Source organism: Stenotrophomonas beteli (assembly GCF_001431665.1).
Taxonomy (GTDB): Bacteria; Pseudomonadota; Gammaproteobacteria; order Xanthomonadales; family Xanthomonadaceae; genus Stenotrophomonas; species Stenotrophomonas beteli.
Genome location: NZ_LLXV01000095.1, coordinates 1 through 15,282 on the forward strand (window position 1 = coordinate 1; position 15,282 = coordinate 15,282).

Below are 15,282 nucleotides of genomic sequence, written 5' to 3' on the forward strand. Positions count from 1 at the left end.
CCCCTCCGTCCCCTTTTTGCGTCAAACGCCGGCGGCGCGCTTCCAGAACGCCTGCACCAGCGGCGGCCATTTGCCGACGCAGCCCAGCGCGCGACCACGGGCCAGGGTCAGGTGCATTTCGTCGTTGGAGAACAGGCGGTTGATCGCGTCGAAGCTGTAGGCGGCAACCTGGTTGTCGCTGCGCCGCTCGCGCGCCCAGCGCTGCAGGCGCTGCGGCGACAGGCGCGGCTGGCCGCGGCGTTCGGCCGACGGGGCCAGCCATTGCTGCAGGGCGGCTACGTCACGCAGGCCCAGGTTCACGCCCTGCCCGGCCAGTGGATGCACCACATGCGCAGCATCGCCCAGCGCCAGCACGCGGCCGGCCACATAGTGACGGGCCAGCTGCCGGCGCAGCGGGAACGCCGCGCGCGGCGAGACCAGCCGCAGTTCGCCCAGGCGCGCGGCGAAGGCGCGGGTCAGTTCACGGTTGAAGGCGTCCTCATCCAGCGCCAGCACGCGCGATGCCTCCTCCTCAGGCAGGGTCCAGACGATCGAGCTGCGCCGCTCGGCCACGGGCAGCAGGGCCAGCGGCCCGCTCGGCAGGAAGCGCTGCCAGGCGGTGGCCTGGTTGGGCAGCTCGCTGTCGACGTAGGCCACCACACCACGCTGATGGTAGTCGTGCTTTTCGACCTCGATCCCGGCCAGCGCGCGCAGGGTCGATTCCGCGCCGTCGGCCGCCACGGCGAGTGCCGCGTCCAGGCGGCGGCCATCGTCCAGGCGCAGGCGCACGCCGTGCTCATCCTGTTCCAGCGCTTCCACCCGCGCCGGGCAGTGCAACTGCACGCCGGCCGCCGGCAGTGCCGCCCACAGGCGATCCTGCAGCAGGCCATTTTCGACGATGTAACCCAGTTGGCGACGGCCGAAGCGATCGGCGTCGAACACCAGATCATCACCACCGGCGGCATCCCACACCTGCATGCGCCGGTATGGCCAGGCACGGGCCTGGGCGATGCCCGGCCATACGCCCAGGCGCTCCAGCAGCTGCACGTTGTCGGCAGCGAAGGCGAATACCCGCAGGTCCGGCTGCGTGGCCTGCCACGGTGCCGGCTCGCGCCCCTCCACCAGCGCCACGGAGAGCCCGGCGTCGGCCAGCGCCAAGGCGCAGGCCGCACCGACCACGCCGCCGCCCACGACGGCCACATCCAGGCGCCCGCGGCGGCTCACGCGGCTTCTCCCCGGCACAGGCGCGGCACCTCGCCGCGGAAGCCCATCGCACCGCCGACCAGCATCGACTGCACCGACGCGCGCTGGGCGGCCACCAGGCCAAGACTGCGCAACGGCCGCATCAACGGCGCCGGGTTGCTGGTCAACCGCGCCAGGCCTCCGGAGAAGGCCACCGTCTGCCGGCGGTCTTCCTGGCGACGGGCGGCATAGGACTGCAGCAACGCCTCACTGCCGACATCGTCGCTGCCCTCTTCAAGCAGTTCGGCCAGGGTCAGCGCGTCGCGCAGGCCCAGGTTGAAACCCTGCGCGCCCAGCGGGTGGATGGTCTGCGCGGCGTTGCCAAGCAGCACCGTGCGCTCACCGGCCAGCGCGCGCGCCAGCACCTGGATGAGCGGATAGGCGCTGCGCGGGCCGGACTCGAGCAGGCGGCCGGCACGCCAGCCGATCGCCGCCTGCAGGCGCTGCAGCCAGGCAGCATCGTCCAGCGCCATCACGGCATCGGCCTGATCGCGGGCGACGCCATGCACGGTGCCGAAATGGCGGTCGCCGCGTGGCAGCAGCGCGGTCGGGCCGGTATCGGTGAAGCGCTCCCAGGCCGTGCCATCCGGCGCCCGCTGGCTGCGCACGCGCGCCACGAACAGGGTCTGCTGGAAATCGTGGCGATCCACCTCGATGCCCAGCGCCTGGCGCACGCCACTGGCAGTGCCGTCGGCGCCGACCACCAGCCGTGCCAGCAGCACCCGTTCGCCGGCCGCGTCGGCCACGCGCACCTGGCGGTAACCCTGGACCACCTCACCCAGGCCCAGGAAGCGCATCGGCCGGTAGCGGTGCAGGCGCGGCAGTTCCTGCAACCGTGCTTCCAGTGCCTGGCCGAAATCGCGCGCCACCACCACCTGGCCGAACCACGGCCGGTCGTAGTCGGCCGCATCGAGCTGCACCCGTCCAAAGTCGCCGGCACGGCTGACATGGATGCGACGGATCGGGCCCGGTGCCATCGCCAGCTTCTGCATCACCCCCAGCGCGGTCAGCGCATTGACGGTGGCTGCGGCGAAACTGAGGTTGCGCTGGTCGAACACCGCCGGCAGCTCGCCGGCCGGGCTGGCCTCGAGCAGGCCCACATCGCGCCCCAGGCGGTCCAGGGCAATGGCCAAGCTGGCGCCGACCAGGCCGCCGCCGACGATCAACACGTCATGTCGTTCACTCATGGCATGGATGATACGCGCTCGCCCCATCGGTAGCCCCAACGCCCCCACCTGCGCCATCCGGCGTGGCGGGCTAGAATGAAACCTGAATCCGCTCCGGGCCCGCTGCCATGTCCGCCACCGCCAACCGTGCCTTCGTCCTGTCCGTGCTCGTGCTGTTGCTGGCGGCGACCCGGGTCAACCACTTCGCGGCGATCCCCGACGCGTCCTGGGCCGTGTTCTTCATCGGTGGCTTCTACCTGGCGCGTTGGACGCGCTGGGCCTTCCCGCTGCTGATGGTGTTCGCCGTGCTGGTGGACTGGATCGTGATCCGCAGCAGCGGCCTGGATTTCTGGCAGCACTACTGCGTGTCGCCGGGCTACTGGCTGCTGCTGCCGGCGTACTTCTCGCTGTGGGCCGGTGGCCTGTTGCTCGGGCGCAACTACCAGGGCGCACGCTGGCCGGTGCTGGCCAAGGGCGCGCTGCTGCTGGTGGCCTCGGTGGCGGTCTGCCATCTGCTGGCGCAGGGCGGCTTCTACTGGACCACGCGCAACGTGGCCGAACCGACGCTGGCCGGCTGGGCACAGAACTATGCACAGTGGTTCGGCCCCTACCTGCGTACGACGGCGATCTACGTGGCGCTGGCCGCCGCCCTGCAGCTGGCCGTGGAGCAGGTGCTGAAGCTCCAGCAGGCCCGCCGCGACATCCGTCACTGAGCCGCGCCATGGGCCACCGCCTCTCGCGCATCTATACCCGCACCGGCGACGACGGCAGCACCGGCCTCGGCGACGGCCGCCGCGTGGCCAAGGACGACGCCCGTGTCGCGTCCTATGGCACCGTTGACGAGGCCAACGCTGCGCTTGGGCTGCTGCTGGCCACGACACTGCCTGACGATGTGCGGGCGCTGCTGGTGCACCTGCAGCACCAGCTGTTCGACCTGGGTGCGGAGCTGTGCATCCCTGGCCATGCCGCGATCCACGCCGCCGACGTCTCGGCGCTGGAGCAGCAGCTGGACCACTACAACGCCGGCCTGCCGATGCTGAAGGAGTTCATCCTGCCGGCCGGTGGCGAGGCCGCCGCGCGCTGCCACCTGGCGCGCACCATTGTCCGCCGCGCCGAGCGCGAGACCGTGGCCCTGGCCCGCCACGAGGCGGTGCGCAGCGAGGCCCTGCAGTACCTCAACCGGCTGTCGGACCTGCTGTTCGTGCTGGCCCGGGTGCTGGCCCGTGCCGACGGCCACGGCGAGGCGCTGTGGCAGCCCCAGCCGCGCACGCGCTGAGCCGGCACGATGCTGGTCTTCACCCATCCCGCCTGCCTGCTGCACGATCCCGGCCCGGGCCACCCGGAATGCCCGCAACGCCTGCAGTCCGTGCTCGATGCGCTGCATGCCGCCTTCCCTGGCCAGCTGGACTGGCGCGAAGCACCGCCGGCCAAGTTCGGTGAACTCAGCCGCGTCCACGACAGTGCGCTGCTCGACTTCGTGCTGCAGCCGCAGACCGCGCCGCTGCGCCAGCTGGACATGGACACCTGGACCTCGCCCGGCTCGGCCAGCGCCGCCGTGCACGCTGCCGGCGCCGGGGTGGCCGCCGTCGATGCGGTGATGCTGGGCGAGGATCCGCTGGCCTTCTGCGCGGTGCGGCCGCCGGGCCACCACGCCACCAGCAGCACCGCCATGGGCTTCTGCCTGCTCAACAACATCGCCATCGCTGCCGCCTATGCGCGCGATCGCCATGGCCTGGAGCGGATCGCGGTGGTCGACTTCGACGTGCACCACGGCAACGGCACCCAGGACATCTTCCAGCACGACGCCCGGGTCTCCTACTACAGCACCCACCAGGCCGGGCTGTTCCCCAATTCCGGCCTGCGCCGCGACCGCGGCGCCGGCAACCTGATGAACATCCTGCTGCCCCCGGGCAGCGGCGGCTTCCGCTTCCGCAATGTCTGGGCCGACGAGATGCTGCCGGCGATCGACGACTTCCGCCCGCAGCTGCTGCTGATCTCGGCCGGCTTCGATGCCCATCTGCGCGATCCACAGGCCGACCTGATGCTGGAAACCGACGATTTCGCCTGGATCACCGCTGAACTGCATGCGCTGGCACGGCGCCACGCGGCCGGCCGGGTGGTGTCGATGCTGGAAGGCGGCTATGACCTGCAGGCCCTTGCCGAGTGCAGCGTCGCCCATGTCCGGGCCCTGATGCCACCGGCCCGTCACGCCACCGCCGGATGAACCCGAACCGGCGGGACCGGACGTCCTTCATTGCCCCTATGCAAGGGATGGGGCAAGCTACCGTCCGTTTTCGCCCGAATCCGAACCGCGTGCGCCGAGCCCTCCGCCTGCTTCCCCTGCCTCTGAGCATCGCCATCTGCCTGCCGGCAATGGCCGATGAAAAGCCGCTCAACTGGGGCCTGTGCCCGGCTACCGACGTGATTCCCGCGTTTTCTGATGCGCCCACCCCGGTCCCGGGGCAGGACAAGGCCGCCGCCAGCGCCGCGCGCGAGCAGCAGCCCACCGACATCGAGGGCGACCAGCTGCTCGGCACCACCACCGTGCCGCAGTACGAGGGCAACGTGGCGCTGCGCCGGGGCGACCAGTTCGTCGGTACCGACAAGCTCAGCTTCGATACCGAGACCGGCAACTACATCGCCGACGGCAATGTCCGTTACCAGGACTCCTCGATCCGCATGGTCGCCAAGCGTGCCGAGGGCAACCAGGAAAGCGATACCCACAAGATCACCGACATCAAGTACCAGCTGGTCTCGCGCCGCGGCAACGGCGATGCCGAGTCGGTGGACCTGCAGGGCGCCGTGGGCCAGATGCACCGCTCCACCTACACCACCTGCGACCCGTCGCAGCCGGTATGGAAGCTGTCGGCGCCGCAGATCGAAGTGGACAACGACGAAGGCTTCGGCACCGCCCGCAACGCCGTGCTGCGCATCGGCAAGGTGCCGGTGCTGTGGGCGCCCTACTTCAAGTTCCCGATCGATGACCGCCGCAAGACCGGCCTGCTGTTCCCGCAGCTGGGCATGTCCGGCCGCAACGGTTTCGACTACGCGCAGCCGATCTACTTCAATCTGGCGCCGAACTACGACGACACCCTGACCCCGCGCTACATGAGCCGGCGCGGCCTGATGCTCGACAACGAGTTCCGCTACCTCTACAACGGTGGCCGCGGCGAACTGCTGACCGCCTACATGCCCAACGACAAGCTGCGCGACCGTGACCGCGGCCGGGTGATGTTCAGCGGTTACCACAACGTGGACGAACACTGGCAGGCACGCGCCAGCCTGGCCTGGGTCAGCGACGAGCGCTATGTCGAGGACTTCGCCAACCGCCTGGTCGGCGTCACCGCCTCCAACCTGCAAAGTACCGTGGGCCTGTACGGCACGGGCACGAACTGGACGGCCGGCATCATGGCCGACCGCTGGCAGCTGACCGACTACACGCTTGACGAGAATGCCCTGCCCTACAACCGCCAGCCGCGGGTGTACTTCAACTGGGACAAGCCGATCAGGCCGTGGCTGGAAACCGGCCTGTATGCCGAAGCGGTGAGATTCACCCACGACGACGTGAACCTCAAGTACGGTACCGATGCGGGCCCCGACCTGCAGTACACCCGTACCGGCCAGACCGTGCGCGCCTATGGCGGCTCGCGCCTTGACGTCAAGCCGTACGTGTCCTTCCCCATCAGCGGCGCGGCCTGGTACATCACGCCGACCCTGGCGTACCGCTACACGGCCTACCAGCTGGACCGCGGCCTGGCCGACAGGATACGCAGCACCGTGCTGACCTCGGAGGGCGTGGACGTGGCCACCGCCAGCCCGGAACAGCTGCGCGGCAACACCTCGCCCAGCCGCAGCCTGCCGATCGGCAGCATCGACGCCGGCCTGTTCTTCGACCGCGAGACGAGCATCGGCGGCAAGTCGTTCCTGCAGACCCTGGAACCGCGCCTGTTCTACCTGCGCACGCCGTACCGCAACCAGGACGACCTGCCGATCTTCGACACCCGCGACTTCACCTTCAGCTGGGGCCAGCTGTTCCGCGACTCGCGCTACACCGGTGCCGACCGCCAGAACGACGCCAACCAGCTGACCCTGGCCCTGGGCACCCGCTTCATCGACCAGACCACCGGCAAGGAGCGGTTCTCGGCCGCGATCGGCCAGATCCAGTACTTCGACGAGTCGCGGGTGACCGTCACCCCGGGCGGCGCACCGGTGGAAAAGGGCAAGTCGGCCTGGATCGCCGACGGCAACTACATGATCAACGACCGCTGGACGCTGGGCGCCACCTACCAGTGGGACCCCAAGTACAAGCGCGAGGATCTGGCCAGCGTCCGTGCCCGCTACCTGATGCCCAACGATGGCGTGGTCAACCTGAGCTACCGCTACCGCATCAACTCCGGTGCCCCGGCCAACGCCAACAAGCATGACCGGACCCTGCTGGAACAGGCCGACCTGTCGTTCCTGTACCCGCTGAATGCGCGCTGGAGCCTGGTCGGCCGCTACTACTACTCCCTGCAGGACAAGGAACCGCTGGAAATCATCGCCGGCGTGCAGTGGGACAGCTGCTGCCTGGCCGTGCGCGCGGTCGCCCGCCGCTACGTGCGCAACCGCGAGGGCGAGATGAACAACGCCATCCAGCTGGAGTTCGTGCTCAAGGGCCTGAGCTCCCTCGGCCAGGACACGGACCGTACCCTGCGCCGTGCTATCCTCGGCTACAACCGCGACGACCTCTATCTGGTGCCGCCGAGCAACACCGGGGCGACCCGGGACGACTACGATCCGAACCTGATCCCATGACCAAGCGCTTCCCCGTTCTTCTCGCCTCGCTGCTGGCGGTGTCCAGCGTGTCCGCCCCCCTGCAGGTGCTTGCCCAGCAGGCGCAGCCGCTTGACCGCATCGCCGCCGTCGTCGATGAAGACGTGATCCTGCAGAGCGAACTCCAGCGCGCGATCGCCAACATCAAGGCCCAGTACGCCGGCCGTGAAAACCAGCTGCCGCCGGAAGACGTGCTCAGCCGCCAGGTGCTTGAGCGCCTGGTGCTGGTCAAGCTGCAGGTGGCGCGCGCCCAGGGCAGCGGCATCCGCGTCAGCGACCAGGAGCTGAACCAGGCGATGAATGCCATCGCCCAGCAGAATGGTTCGAATCTGGACGCCCTGCGCCAGCGCCTGGCCCATGACGGCGTGGATTTCAATGATTTCCGTGCCTCGGTACGCGACGAAATCACCGTGCAGCGCCTGCGCCAGAGCTTCGCGCAGAGCCGCATCAGCGTCAGCGAGGGCGAAGTCGATGCCGCGCTGAAGCAGCAGGCCACCGTGGGTAACCAGTACCACCTGGCGCACATCCTGGTGGCCCTGCCCGACGGCGCCAACGCCGACCAGATCGCCACCGGCCAGAAGAAGGCCGACGGCGTGAAGGCCCTGCTCGACAAGGGCGAGCTGGACTTCAATGCCGCCGCCGTGCGCTATTCCGACAGCCCCAACGCGCTGGAAGGCGGCGACCTGGGCTGGCGCACACTGGATGAAATCCCGCAGGCCTTCGCCCAGCTGATGGAAAAGATGAAGGCCGGCGACGTGGTCGGCCCGATCCGTGGCCCCAGCGGCTTCCAGCTGCTGAAGCTGGTGGAAGTGCGTGATGCCAGCGCTGCCGCCGCCGGCGAGCACACCGTCACCGAGTATCACGGCCGCCATATCCTGGTGCGCGTGGACGATCACCAGACCGATGCCGCCGCCAAGGCCAAGATCGACACCCTGCGTGCACGCATCGCCGGCGGTGCCGACTTCCAGGCCGTGGCCAAGGAGTCCTCCGAGGACAACAACACCAAGGGCCAGGGCGGCGATCTGGGCTGGTTCCCGGCCGATGCGTTCGGCCCGGCCTTCGGCCAGCAGGTGGCTGGCGTGCAGGATGGCGGCATCAGCCAGCCGTTCCGCACCGACGCCGGCTGGCACATCGTGCAGCGCGTGGCCACCCGCCAGACCGATGTGACCAACGACAACCAGCGTGCCCAGGTCCGCGAGACCATCGGCCGCCGCAAGCTGGAAGACGAGTACAACCGCTTCCTGCAGGAACTGCGTGGCGAAGCCTACGTCAGCTTCCGTAGCGGCGACCGCGCGGAAAACACCGCCACGCCGCCGCAGTCCTGACCGATGCGGCCCGAGCTCGCGCTGGTACCGGGCGAGCCCGCCGGGATCGGCCCGGAATTGTGTGTCCGCCTTGTCCAGCAGCCGCGTGAAGATTGCCGGCTGCTGGCATTCGCCGACCCGGACACCCTGCGCGCGGCCGCCGCCGCGCTGGACCTGCCCCTGCAGCTGTTGCCCGAGGACGCCGAAGCCCGCGTCCCCGGCGATCTGCGCCTGCGCGTGGTCGCCAATGCCGTGCCCAGCCGGTCTGGCCACGCCGACCCGGCCAACGCCAGCGCGGTCATCGACGCGCTTCTCGGCGCCGGCCGGGCCTGCCTCAGCGGCGAACTGCACGGCGTGGTCACCGGCCCGGTGCACAAGGCGGTCATCAACGAAGGCGGCATCGCCTACAGCGGCACCACCGAACTGCTGGCCGACCAGGCCGGGGTGAAGGTGGTGATGATGCTGGCCAACAGCATCGTGCGCGTGGCCCTGGCCACCACCCACCTGCCGCTGCGCGAGGTGGCCGATGCCATCACCGCGGCCGGCCTGGAACAGACCCTGCGCACCGTGCATGCCGCGCTGCGCCGCGAGTTCGGCCTGCCGGCTCCGCGCATCGCCGTGCTCGGCCTGAACCCGCATGCCGGCGAAGACGGCCACCTGGGCCGCGAGGAGCTGGACCTGGTCATCCCGTTGCTGCAGCGCCTGCGCGCCGAAGGCATGGACCTGATCGGCCCGCTGCCGGCCGACACCGCGTTCCTGCCGGCCAAGCTGGCCGGTTTCGACACCGTGCTGGCGATGTACCACGACCAGGGCCTGCCGGTACTGAAGTATTCCGGCTTCGAGCAGGCGGTGAACCTGACCCTGGGCCTGCCCTACCCACGCGGGGCGGTGGACCATGGCACCGCCCTGGACCTGGCCGGGCGCGGCATTGCCGACCCCTCCAGCCTGCAGGCGGCGACGACGCTGTGTGCGCAGCTTGCGCGGCAACGTACACTGAGCGCATGAATTCCCCGCATTCCCCCTCCGGCCCGGTGTTCACCGCCCCGGCCAAGAAGCAGCTTGGCCAGCATTTCCTGGCCGATCGCCACTACATCGACAAGATCGTGATGGCGGTCAATCCGAAAGAAGGCGATCGCCTGGTTGAAATCGGTCCCGGCCAGGGCGCGATCACCCTGCCGCTGCTGCGCGTGCACCCGAAGCTGACGGTGATCGAGTTCGACCGCGACCTGATCGCGCCGCTGACCGCCGCCGCCGAGCCGCTGGGCGAGTTGACCATCGTCCATCGCGACGTGCTGCGCGTGGACTTCACCGAACTGGCCGACGGCCAGCCGATCCGCCTGGTCGGCAACCTGCCCTACAACATCTCCTCGCCCATCCTGTTCCATGCGCTGGAGCACGCCGCGGTGATCCGCGACATGCACTTCATGCTGCAGAAGGAAGTGGTCGACCGCATGGCGGCTGGCCCCGGCAGCAAGGTGTATGGCCGCCTCAGCGTGATGCTGCAGGCCTACTGCCAGGTCACCTCGCTGTTCGTGGTGCCACCGGGCGCGTTCCGGCCGCCGCCGAAGGTCGATTCGGCCGTGGTGCGGCTGGTGCCGCGCGATGCGGCCACGATCAACATCAACGACCACACGCGCTTCGCCGAGGTGGTCAAGGCCGCGTTCGGGCAGCGCCGCAAGACCCTGCGCAACGCGCTCAACAACGTGGTCTCCGCCGAGCAGTTCGTTGCCGCCGGCGTGCGTCCCGATGCCCGTGCCGAACAGCTGGACGTGGCCGGATTCATCGCTTTGGCCAATGCCTCCTGATTACACTGCCGGTATGGAAGACGCTGACGTTTACGCCATCTCCGTCGAAGTCGCGCCGCGCTTCCTCGACGATCAATCCGCGCCGGAAGACGGCCGCTATGCGTTCGCCTACACGATCCGCATCCACAACCAGGGGCGTGTTGCCGCGCGCCTGGTTGCGCGCCACTGGCGCATCACCGATGCCAACGGCCGCGTCGAGCATGTCGATGGTGATGGCGTGATCGGCGAGCAGCCGAGACTGCGCCCCGGTGAAGACTTCCGTTACACGTCCGGTGTCATGCTGGGGACCGATCACGGCACCATGCAGGGGCACTACGACATGGTCGCTGACGATGGCACCGAATTCGCCGCGCCGGTCGCACCGTTCGTGCTGGCCGTGCCGCGTACCCTGCACTGACACGGAGGCCGAACGATGAGTGTGTGGGCGATCGGCGACCTGCAGGGCTGCTATGACGTCACCCAGCGATTGCTGGAGAAGATCCGCTTCGACCCGGCGCAGGACACCCTGTGGTTCTGCGGCGATCTGGTCAATCGTGGCGGCCAGTCACTGGAAACGCTGCGGCTGGTGCACTCGCTGCGCGAGCACAGCGTAGTGGTGCTGGGCAACCATGACCTTTCGCTGCTGGCCGTCGGTTCGCGTACCGAAGAGGAACAGCGCAAGGTCAACCCGGACCTGCTGCGCATCGTGCAGGCCGAAGACCGCGACGAACTGCTGGACTGGCTGCGCCTGCAGAAGCTGGTGCACGTGGACCGCGAACTGGGCTGGATGATGGTTCACGCCGGCCTAGCGCCGAAGTGGACCACGCAGATGGCCGAGAAGCACGCCGCCGAAGTCGAGGTGCAGCTGCACGGTGCCGGCTACCGCAAGCTGTTCCGCAACATGTACGGTGACAAGCCGAGCTGGGCGCCGAACCTGTCCGGCTATGACCGCTCGAGGGCGATCATCAACGTGCTCACCCGCATGCGTTACTGCACGCCGCGCGGGCGTATCGGCATCGAGGACAAGGGCACGCCGGGCACCCAGGAACAGGGGCTGTATCCCTGGTTCGAAGTGCCGGGCCGGGTCGAGCGCGACCTCAAGGTCGTCTGCGGCCACTGGTCGGCGCTGGGCCTGACCATCACCCAGGGCGTGCACGCCATCGATACCGGCGCAGTGTGGGGCGGCAAGTTGACCGCCTTGCAGCTGGACACCGACGAACTGCGCGTGGTGCAGGTCCCGGGCCGCGATGTGCCGGCGCCGGTGCCCAATGCCCGCCCGCCGGCGCGACCGGCGCACGAGCGGCCCGGCGCTGCGACGCCGGGCAAGGAACAGGGCGGCGCCGCTGCCACCCCGGGCAACCGTGGCCCGCGCCGCCGTCGCCGTCGTGGTGGCGGTGGGGGCGGCACGGGTGGCGGCACCAACAACAGCCCCCCGCCGCAGGCATGACGCGGCGCGGCGGGGCACCAGGGACGGTGCTGCTGCTGACGCTGGCCCTGGCCAGCGGCTGCCAGCCCGGCTCGCCGCCTGCTCCCACGGCTGCGGATGGTGCTGCACATGCGCCGACGCAGCCGCAGGCCCCTTCGCCGCCGCTGGTCGCCGCCGCGCGCGCGCAGATCGGCGTCACCGTCCGCTACGACCCTGCCTATCAGGTGCTGGCCTATCCCGGGGGCGACGTCCCGGTTGATCGCGGCGTCTGCACCGACGTCGTGGTGCGCGCCCTGCGCAGCCAGGGCCTGGACCTGCAGGCGCGCGTGCATGAAGACATGCGTGGCAACTTCAGCGCCTATCCCGCAATCTGGGGCCTGTCACGGCCGGATCGCAACATCGATCATCGCCGCGTACCGAACCTGATGCGCTGGTTCGAGCGGCAGGGCTGGCAGCAACCGATCACGGCCCTCGCCGCCGACTACGCGGCCGGCGACATCGTTGCCTGGACACTCAACGGCAACGGCCTGCTGCACGTGGGCATCGTCTCCGACCGGCGCCTGGCCAATGGCACGCCACTGGTGCTGCACAACATCGCGCGCGGCACGCGCGAAGAGAACCTGCTGTTCCAGCACGCGATCATCGGGCATTACCGGATGCCGTAGCGACAGTCCCGGTAGAGTCGACTGTTAGTCGATTGCTCCTGACGCCCCCTGAAAAGCCCGCGCTGCGCGCGATAGTCGACTAACAGCCGACTCTACCCCGTCGGTGTTTTCGTTGATACTTCCGCGATCAGCGGCGCACGTAGTGCACGAAGCGGAACGCGTAGGCGTGGCGTTCGTCGGCCGGGTGCGGTTCGCTGCCGACTTCCCGCCAGTCCTGCGCGTCCAGCTCGGGGAAATGGGTATCGGCAGGCACTTCGGCATCGACCCAGGTCAGGTACAGGTCGCTGGCCTGGTCCAGCAGCTGACGGAAGATCTCGCCGCCGCCGATGATGCACAGCTCGCTGGCGCCCTCGCCTTCGGCAATGGCTTTGGCCTCGTGCAGCGACGCCACCGCGCGCATGCCCGCGAACGGCACCTGGCCGCTGCGGGTCAGCACCAGGTTGGTCCGCCCCGGCAACACGCGGCCGATCGATTCGGCGGTCTTGCGCCCCATCAGGATCGGCTTGCCCAGGGTGAGCGCCTTGAAATGCTTGAAATCATCCGGCAGGTGCCACGGCATGGCGTTGCCCTGGCCGATGCCACGGTTGCGGTCCAGCGCCACGATCATCGACAGCTTCAGGGCGCTCATACCGCCACCGGGGCCTTGATCGCCGGGTGCGGGTCGTAGCCGTCGATGCGGATGTCGTCGAACTGGAAGCCGAACAGATCGGTCACCTCCGGGTTCAACCACAGCTTCGGCAGTGCACGCGGTTCGCGCGACAGCTGCTCGCGGGCCTGCTCGAAGTGGTTCGAGTACAGGTGCGCGTCGCCCAGCGTATGCACGAAGTCGCCCACGCCCAGGCCGGTGGCCTGAGCCACCATGTGGGTCAGCAGCGCGTAGCTGGCGATGTTGAACGGCACGCCAAGGAAGATGTCGCCGCTGCGCTGGTACAGCTGGCAGCTGAGCTTGCCGTCCACCACGTAGAACTGGAACAGGTTATGGCATGGCATCAACGCCATCTGCGAAAGCTCGCCCACGTTCCAGGCACTGACCACGAGCCGGCGCGAATCGGGGTTGCGCTTGATCTCGTCCACCAGCCACTGCATCTGGTCGATCTCGCGGCCGTCGGCGGTGGCCCAGCTGCGCCACTGCTTGCCGTAGACCGGGCCGAGGTCGCCGTTCTCGTCGGCCCACTCGTCCCAGATCCGCACCTGGTTGTCCTTCAGGTAGCCGATGTTGGTGTCGCCCTTCAGGAACCACAGCAGCTCGTGGATGATCGAGCGCAGGTGCAGTTTCTTGGTGGTGACCAGCGGGAAGCCTTCGGCCAGGTTGAAACGCATCTGCCAGCCGAACACGCTGCGGGTGCCAGTGCCGGTGCGATCACTCTTCTCCGCACCGTGCTCCAGCACATGCGAGAGCAGGTCCAGGTAGGCCTTCATGCCTTGCCCCCGGCGGCCACCAGCGGCTGCGGCTGCAGCACCGGCGCGCGGCGCGACATCGCCAGCAGCACCAGGCCGAAGGCGATCAGCGGCAGGCTCAGGATCTGGCCACGGGTCAGCCAGTCGAACGCGACGTAGACACCGTTGTCGGGCATGCGCACGAACTCGACCGCGAAGCGGAACAGGCCATACATCAGCGCGAACAGGCCACCGACGAGGTAACGATGGCGCGGCTTGGCCGACACCGTCCACAGCACCACGAACATCACCAGGCCTTCCAGCAACGCTTCATACAGCTGCGACGGATGGCGCGCGAACTGATTCAGCGCGCCGCTGGCGAACTGCGCCTGCAACGTCGCGTGATCGAGCTGGTTCAGCGGCGCCGGCAGGCCGGACGGGAACACCACGCCCCACGTGCCGTCGGTGTACTTGCCCCACAACTCGGCACCAATGAAGTTGCCGATGCGGCCGAAACCCAGGCCCAGAGGCACCAGCGGCGCCATGAAATCCATGGTGTCGAAGAAGTGCAGCGCATGCTTGCGCGACCACCACCAGCAGGCGCCGAGCACGCCCAGCAGGCCGCCGTGGAAGCTCATGCCGCCATCCCATACCTTGAACAGCAGCAGCGGGTTGTGCAGGAAATCGCCCAGCGCATAGAACAGCATGTAGCCGATGCGCCCGCCCAGCACCACGCCGAGCATGGCGTAGAACAGCAGGTCGGAGAAGCCATTGGCATCGACCCCCGGCAGGCGCCCTGCCGCGATGCGCGTGCGGCCCAGCAGCCAGGCGGCGGTGAAGCCCAGCAGGTACATGATGCCGTACCAATGCACCTTGATCGGTCCCAGCGAGAGGGCGATGGGGTCGATGTCGTGGAAATAGATCATGGAAGGTGCCTTGCGGTTGAACGCCTATTCTCGGGCCAGCGCCGCCCCGGCTCAACCAAGGAGCTGGGGCGTGTTGGGCAGGCCGTCATCCTCCGACCGCGTCGCGGCCGGAAAGTGCCCCTCGATCAGGCTGGAGACCTCGTCGATCGCATCCTGCAATGCCTCGACCGGATGGGCGCCGCGCAGGCCCTCGCGCAGGTGGGTGCAGACCCGCTGCCACTGCGCCGGGCTGACCCGGCCGTGCAGGCCACGATCGGCGACAATCTCGATCGCGTGGTCGGCCAGCAGCAGATAGATCAGCACCCCGTTGTTGTGGGCGGTGTCCCAGGTGCGCAGCCGGGCGAAGGCCTGCTCGGCGGCCTGGCGCGGGGTGACCCTGTGCCACAGCGCTGCCAGCGGCAGATCCGCTTCCACCGCGAACATCACCTGCCCGCCATGGCGCTGCTCGCCGGCCGCGATGGCCTCGGTGATCGCCTGCAATGTGGCCGGCGGAAACGCACGCCGCACCGAGGGCGAAAATACATGGCGGAACAGACGTTGGATCATCACCAGCCTCCCGAAGCGCCACCGCCACCGGAACGGCCACCACCGCCGCCCCAGC

15 protein-coding genes and 1 pseudogene are annotated in these 15,282 nt (G+C 68.9%); 10 read left to right on the forward strand and 6 right to left on the reverse strand.

Features of this window, described 5'->3' with window-relative positions:
• Positions 1–21: 21 nt before the first annotated feature.
• Together ARC23_RS19560 and ubiH are read right to left on the reverse strand one after the other, a co-directional pair.
• Positions 22–1,203, reverse strand: coding sequence for a UbiH/UbiF family hydroxylase (locus ARC23_RS19560; RefSeq protein WP_057498735.1), 1,182 nt, complete (start codon positions 1,201–1,203; stop codon positions 22–24).
• Positions 1,200–2,408: a 2-octaprenyl-6-methoxyphenyl hydroxylase gene (gene ubiH, locus ARC23_RS19565; protein WP_057498736.1), complete on the reverse strand. Its 1,209-nt coding sequence runs from the start codon at positions 2,406–2,408 to the stop codon at positions 1,200–1,202. The genes ARC23_RS19560 and ubiH overlap by 4 nt, the downstream gene beginning before the upstream one ends.
• Positions 2,409–2,515: 107 nt before the next feature.
• Here ubiH and ARC23_RS19570 point away from each other — a divergent pair, with 107 nt between their 5' ends.
• The 10 genes and pseudogenes from ARC23_RS19570 to ARC23_RS19615 all read left to right on the forward strand — a co-directional run bounded on the left by ARC23_RS19570 (position 2,516) and on the right by ARC23_RS19615 (position 12,378).
• Complete coding sequence (locus tag ARC23_RS19570; RefSeq protein ID WP_057498737.1) at positions 2,516–3,100, forward strand: hypothetical protein; 585 nt, start codon at positions 2,516–2,518, stop codon at positions 3,098–3,100.
• 8 nt (positions 3,101–3,108) lie between these two features.
• Complete coding sequence (locus ARC23_RS19575; RefSeq protein WP_057498738.1) at positions 3,109–3,663, forward strand: cob(I)yrinic acid a,c-diamide adenosyltransferase; 555 nt, start codon at positions 3,109–3,111, stop codon at positions 3,661–3,663.
• A 9-nt stretch (positions 3,664–3,672) separates the two neighbouring features.
• Entirely contained in the window at positions 3,673–4,611 is a 939-nt protein-coding gene (locus ARC23_RS19580) for a histone deacetylase family protein (RefSeq protein ID WP_057498739.1), read from the forward strand.
• 89 nt (positions 4,612–4,700) lie between these two features.
• Positions 4,701–7,181 carry an LPS-assembly protein LptD gene (gene lptD, locus ARC23_RS19585; RefSeq protein ID WP_080393121.1) on the forward strand — a complete coding sequence of 827 codons (2,481 nt, stop codon included), beginning with the start codon at positions 4,701–4,703 and terminating at the stop codon, positions 7,179–7,181.
• Positions 7,178–8,509: pseudogene (locus ARC23_RS19590) on the forward strand (peptidylprolyl isomerase); the annotation flags it as partial. The gene lptD and the pseudogene ARC23_RS19590, both read left to right, overlap by 4 nt.
• Before the next feature lie 18 nt (positions 8,510–8,527).
• A complete protein-coding gene (gene pdxA / locus ARC23_RS19595; RefSeq protein WP_057498742.1) occupies positions 8,528–9,508 on the forward strand; it encodes a 4-hydroxythreonine-4-phosphate dehydrogenase PdxA in 981 nt (326 codons plus the stop codon).
• Complete coding sequence (rsmA, locus tag ARC23_RS19600) at positions 9,505–10,308, forward strand: 16S rRNA (adenine(1518)-N(6)/adenine(1519)-N(6))-dimethyltransferase RsmA (protein WP_057498743.1); 804 nt, start codon at positions 9,505–9,507, stop codon at positions 10,306–10,308. The genes pdxA and rsmA overlap by 4 nt, the downstream gene beginning before the upstream one ends.
• 13 nt (positions 10,309–10,321) lie before the next feature.
• Positions 10,322–10,705, forward strand: a complete 384-nt coding sequence (gene apaG, locus ARC23_RS19605) for a Co2+/Mg2+ efflux protein ApaG (protein ID WP_005415346.1) — start codon at positions 10,322–10,324, stop codon at positions 10,703–10,705.
• A 15-nt stretch (positions 10,706–10,720) separates the two neighbouring features.
• On the forward strand, positions 10,721–11,734 hold the full coding sequence (locus ARC23_RS19610) for a symmetrical bis(5'-nucleosyl)-tetraphosphatase (protein WP_057498744.1): 1,014 nt from the start codon (positions 10,721–10,723) through the stop codon (positions 11,732–11,734).
• Complete coding sequence (locus tag ARC23_RS19615) at positions 11,731–12,378, forward strand: DUF1287 domain-containing protein (protein ID WP_057498745.1); 648 nt, start codon at positions 11,731–11,733, stop codon at positions 12,376–12,378. Before ARC23_RS19610 ends, ARC23_RS19615 begins: the two co-directional genes overlap by 4 nt.
• A gap of 127 nt (positions 12,379–12,505) precedes the next feature.
• Here ARC23_RS19615 and ARC23_RS19620 read toward each other — a convergent pair whose 3' ends face one another.
• Genes ARC23_RS19620 through ARC23_RS19635 form a run of 4 tightly spaced genes read right to left on the reverse strand, consistent with a single transcriptional unit; the run spans position 12,506 to position 15,227 of the window.
• Positions 12,506–12,997, reverse strand: coding sequence for a dihydrofolate reductase (locus ARC23_RS19620; RefSeq protein WP_057498749.1), 492 nt, complete (start codon positions 12,995–12,997; stop codon positions 12,506–12,508).
• 5 nt (positions 12,998–13,002) lie between these two features.
• Positions 13,003–13,797 carry a thymidylate synthase gene (locus ARC23_RS19625; protein ID WP_057498746.1) on the reverse strand — a complete coding sequence of 265 codons (795 nt, stop codon included), beginning with the start codon at positions 13,795–13,797 and terminating at the stop codon, positions 13,003–13,005.
• Positions 13,794–14,681 carry a prolipoprotein diacylglyceryl transferase gene (gene lgt / locus ARC23_RS19630; RefSeq protein ID WP_057498747.1) on the reverse strand — a complete coding sequence of 296 codons (888 nt, stop codon included), beginning with the start codon at positions 14,679–14,681 and terminating at the stop codon, positions 13,794–13,796. The genes ARC23_RS19625 and lgt overlap by 4 nt, the downstream gene beginning before the upstream one ends.
• Before the next feature lie 51 nt (positions 14,682–14,732).
• Positions 14,733–15,227 carry a TPM domain-containing protein gene (locus tag ARC23_RS19635; RefSeq protein ID WP_057498748.1) on the reverse strand — a complete coding sequence of 165 codons (495 nt, stop codon included), beginning with the start codon at positions 15,225–15,227 and terminating at the stop codon, positions 14,733–14,735.
• Between the last annotated feature and the right edge of the window lie 55 nt (positions 15,228–15,282).

What these genes read in the sequence shown, in the direction of transcription:
- ubiH (WP_057498736.1), bottom strand. Translation starts at nt 2,408, where the DNA reads ATGAGTGAACGACATGACGTGTTGATCGTCGGCGGCGGCCTGGTCGGC.
- ARC23_RS19570 (WP_057498737.1), top strand. Translation starts at nt 2,516, where the DNA reads ATGTCCGCCACCGCCAACCGTGCCTTCGTCCTGTCCGTGCTCGTGCTG.
- ARC23_RS19575 (WP_057498738.1), top strand. Translation starts at nt 3,109, where the DNA reads ATGGGCCACCGCCTCTCGCGCATCTATACCCGCACCGGCGACGACGGC.
- ARC23_RS19580 (WP_057498739.1), top strand. Translation starts at nt 3,673, where the DNA reads ATGCTGGTCTTCACCCATCCCGCCTGCCTGCTGCACGATCCCGGCCCG.
- pdxA (WP_057498742.1), top strand. Translation starts at nt 8,528, where the DNA reads ATGCGGCCCGAGCTCGCGCTGGTACCGGGCGAGCCCGCCGGGATCGGC.
- rsmA (WP_057498743.1), top strand. Translation starts at nt 9,505, where the DNA reads ATGAATTCCCCGCATTCCCCCTCCGGCCCGGTGTTCACCGCCCCGGCC.
- apaG (WP_005415346.1), top strand. Translation starts at nt 10,322, where the DNA reads ATGGAAGACGCTGACGTTTACGCCATCTCCGTCGAAGTCGCGCCGCGC.
- ARC23_RS19610 (WP_057498744.1), top strand. Translation starts at nt 10,721, where the DNA reads ATGAGTGTGTGGGCGATCGGCGACCTGCAGGGCTGCTATGACGTCACC.
- ARC23_RS19615 (WP_057498745.1), top strand. Translation starts at nt 11,731, where the DNA reads ATGACGCGGCGCGGCGGGGCACCAGGGACGGTGCTGCTGCTGACGCTG.
- ARC23_RS19625 (WP_057498746.1), bottom strand. Translation starts at nt 13,797, where the DNA reads ATGAAGGCCTACCTGGACCTGCTCTCGCATGTGCTGGAGCACGGTGCG.
- lgt (WP_057498747.1), bottom strand. Translation starts at nt 14,681, where the DNA reads ATGATCTATTTCCACGACATCGACCCCATCGCCCTCTCGCTGGGACCG.
- ARC23_RS19635 (WP_057498748.1), bottom strand. Translation starts at nt 15,227, where the DNA reads ATGATCCAACGTCTGTTCCGCCATGTATTTTCGCCCTCGGTGCGGCGT.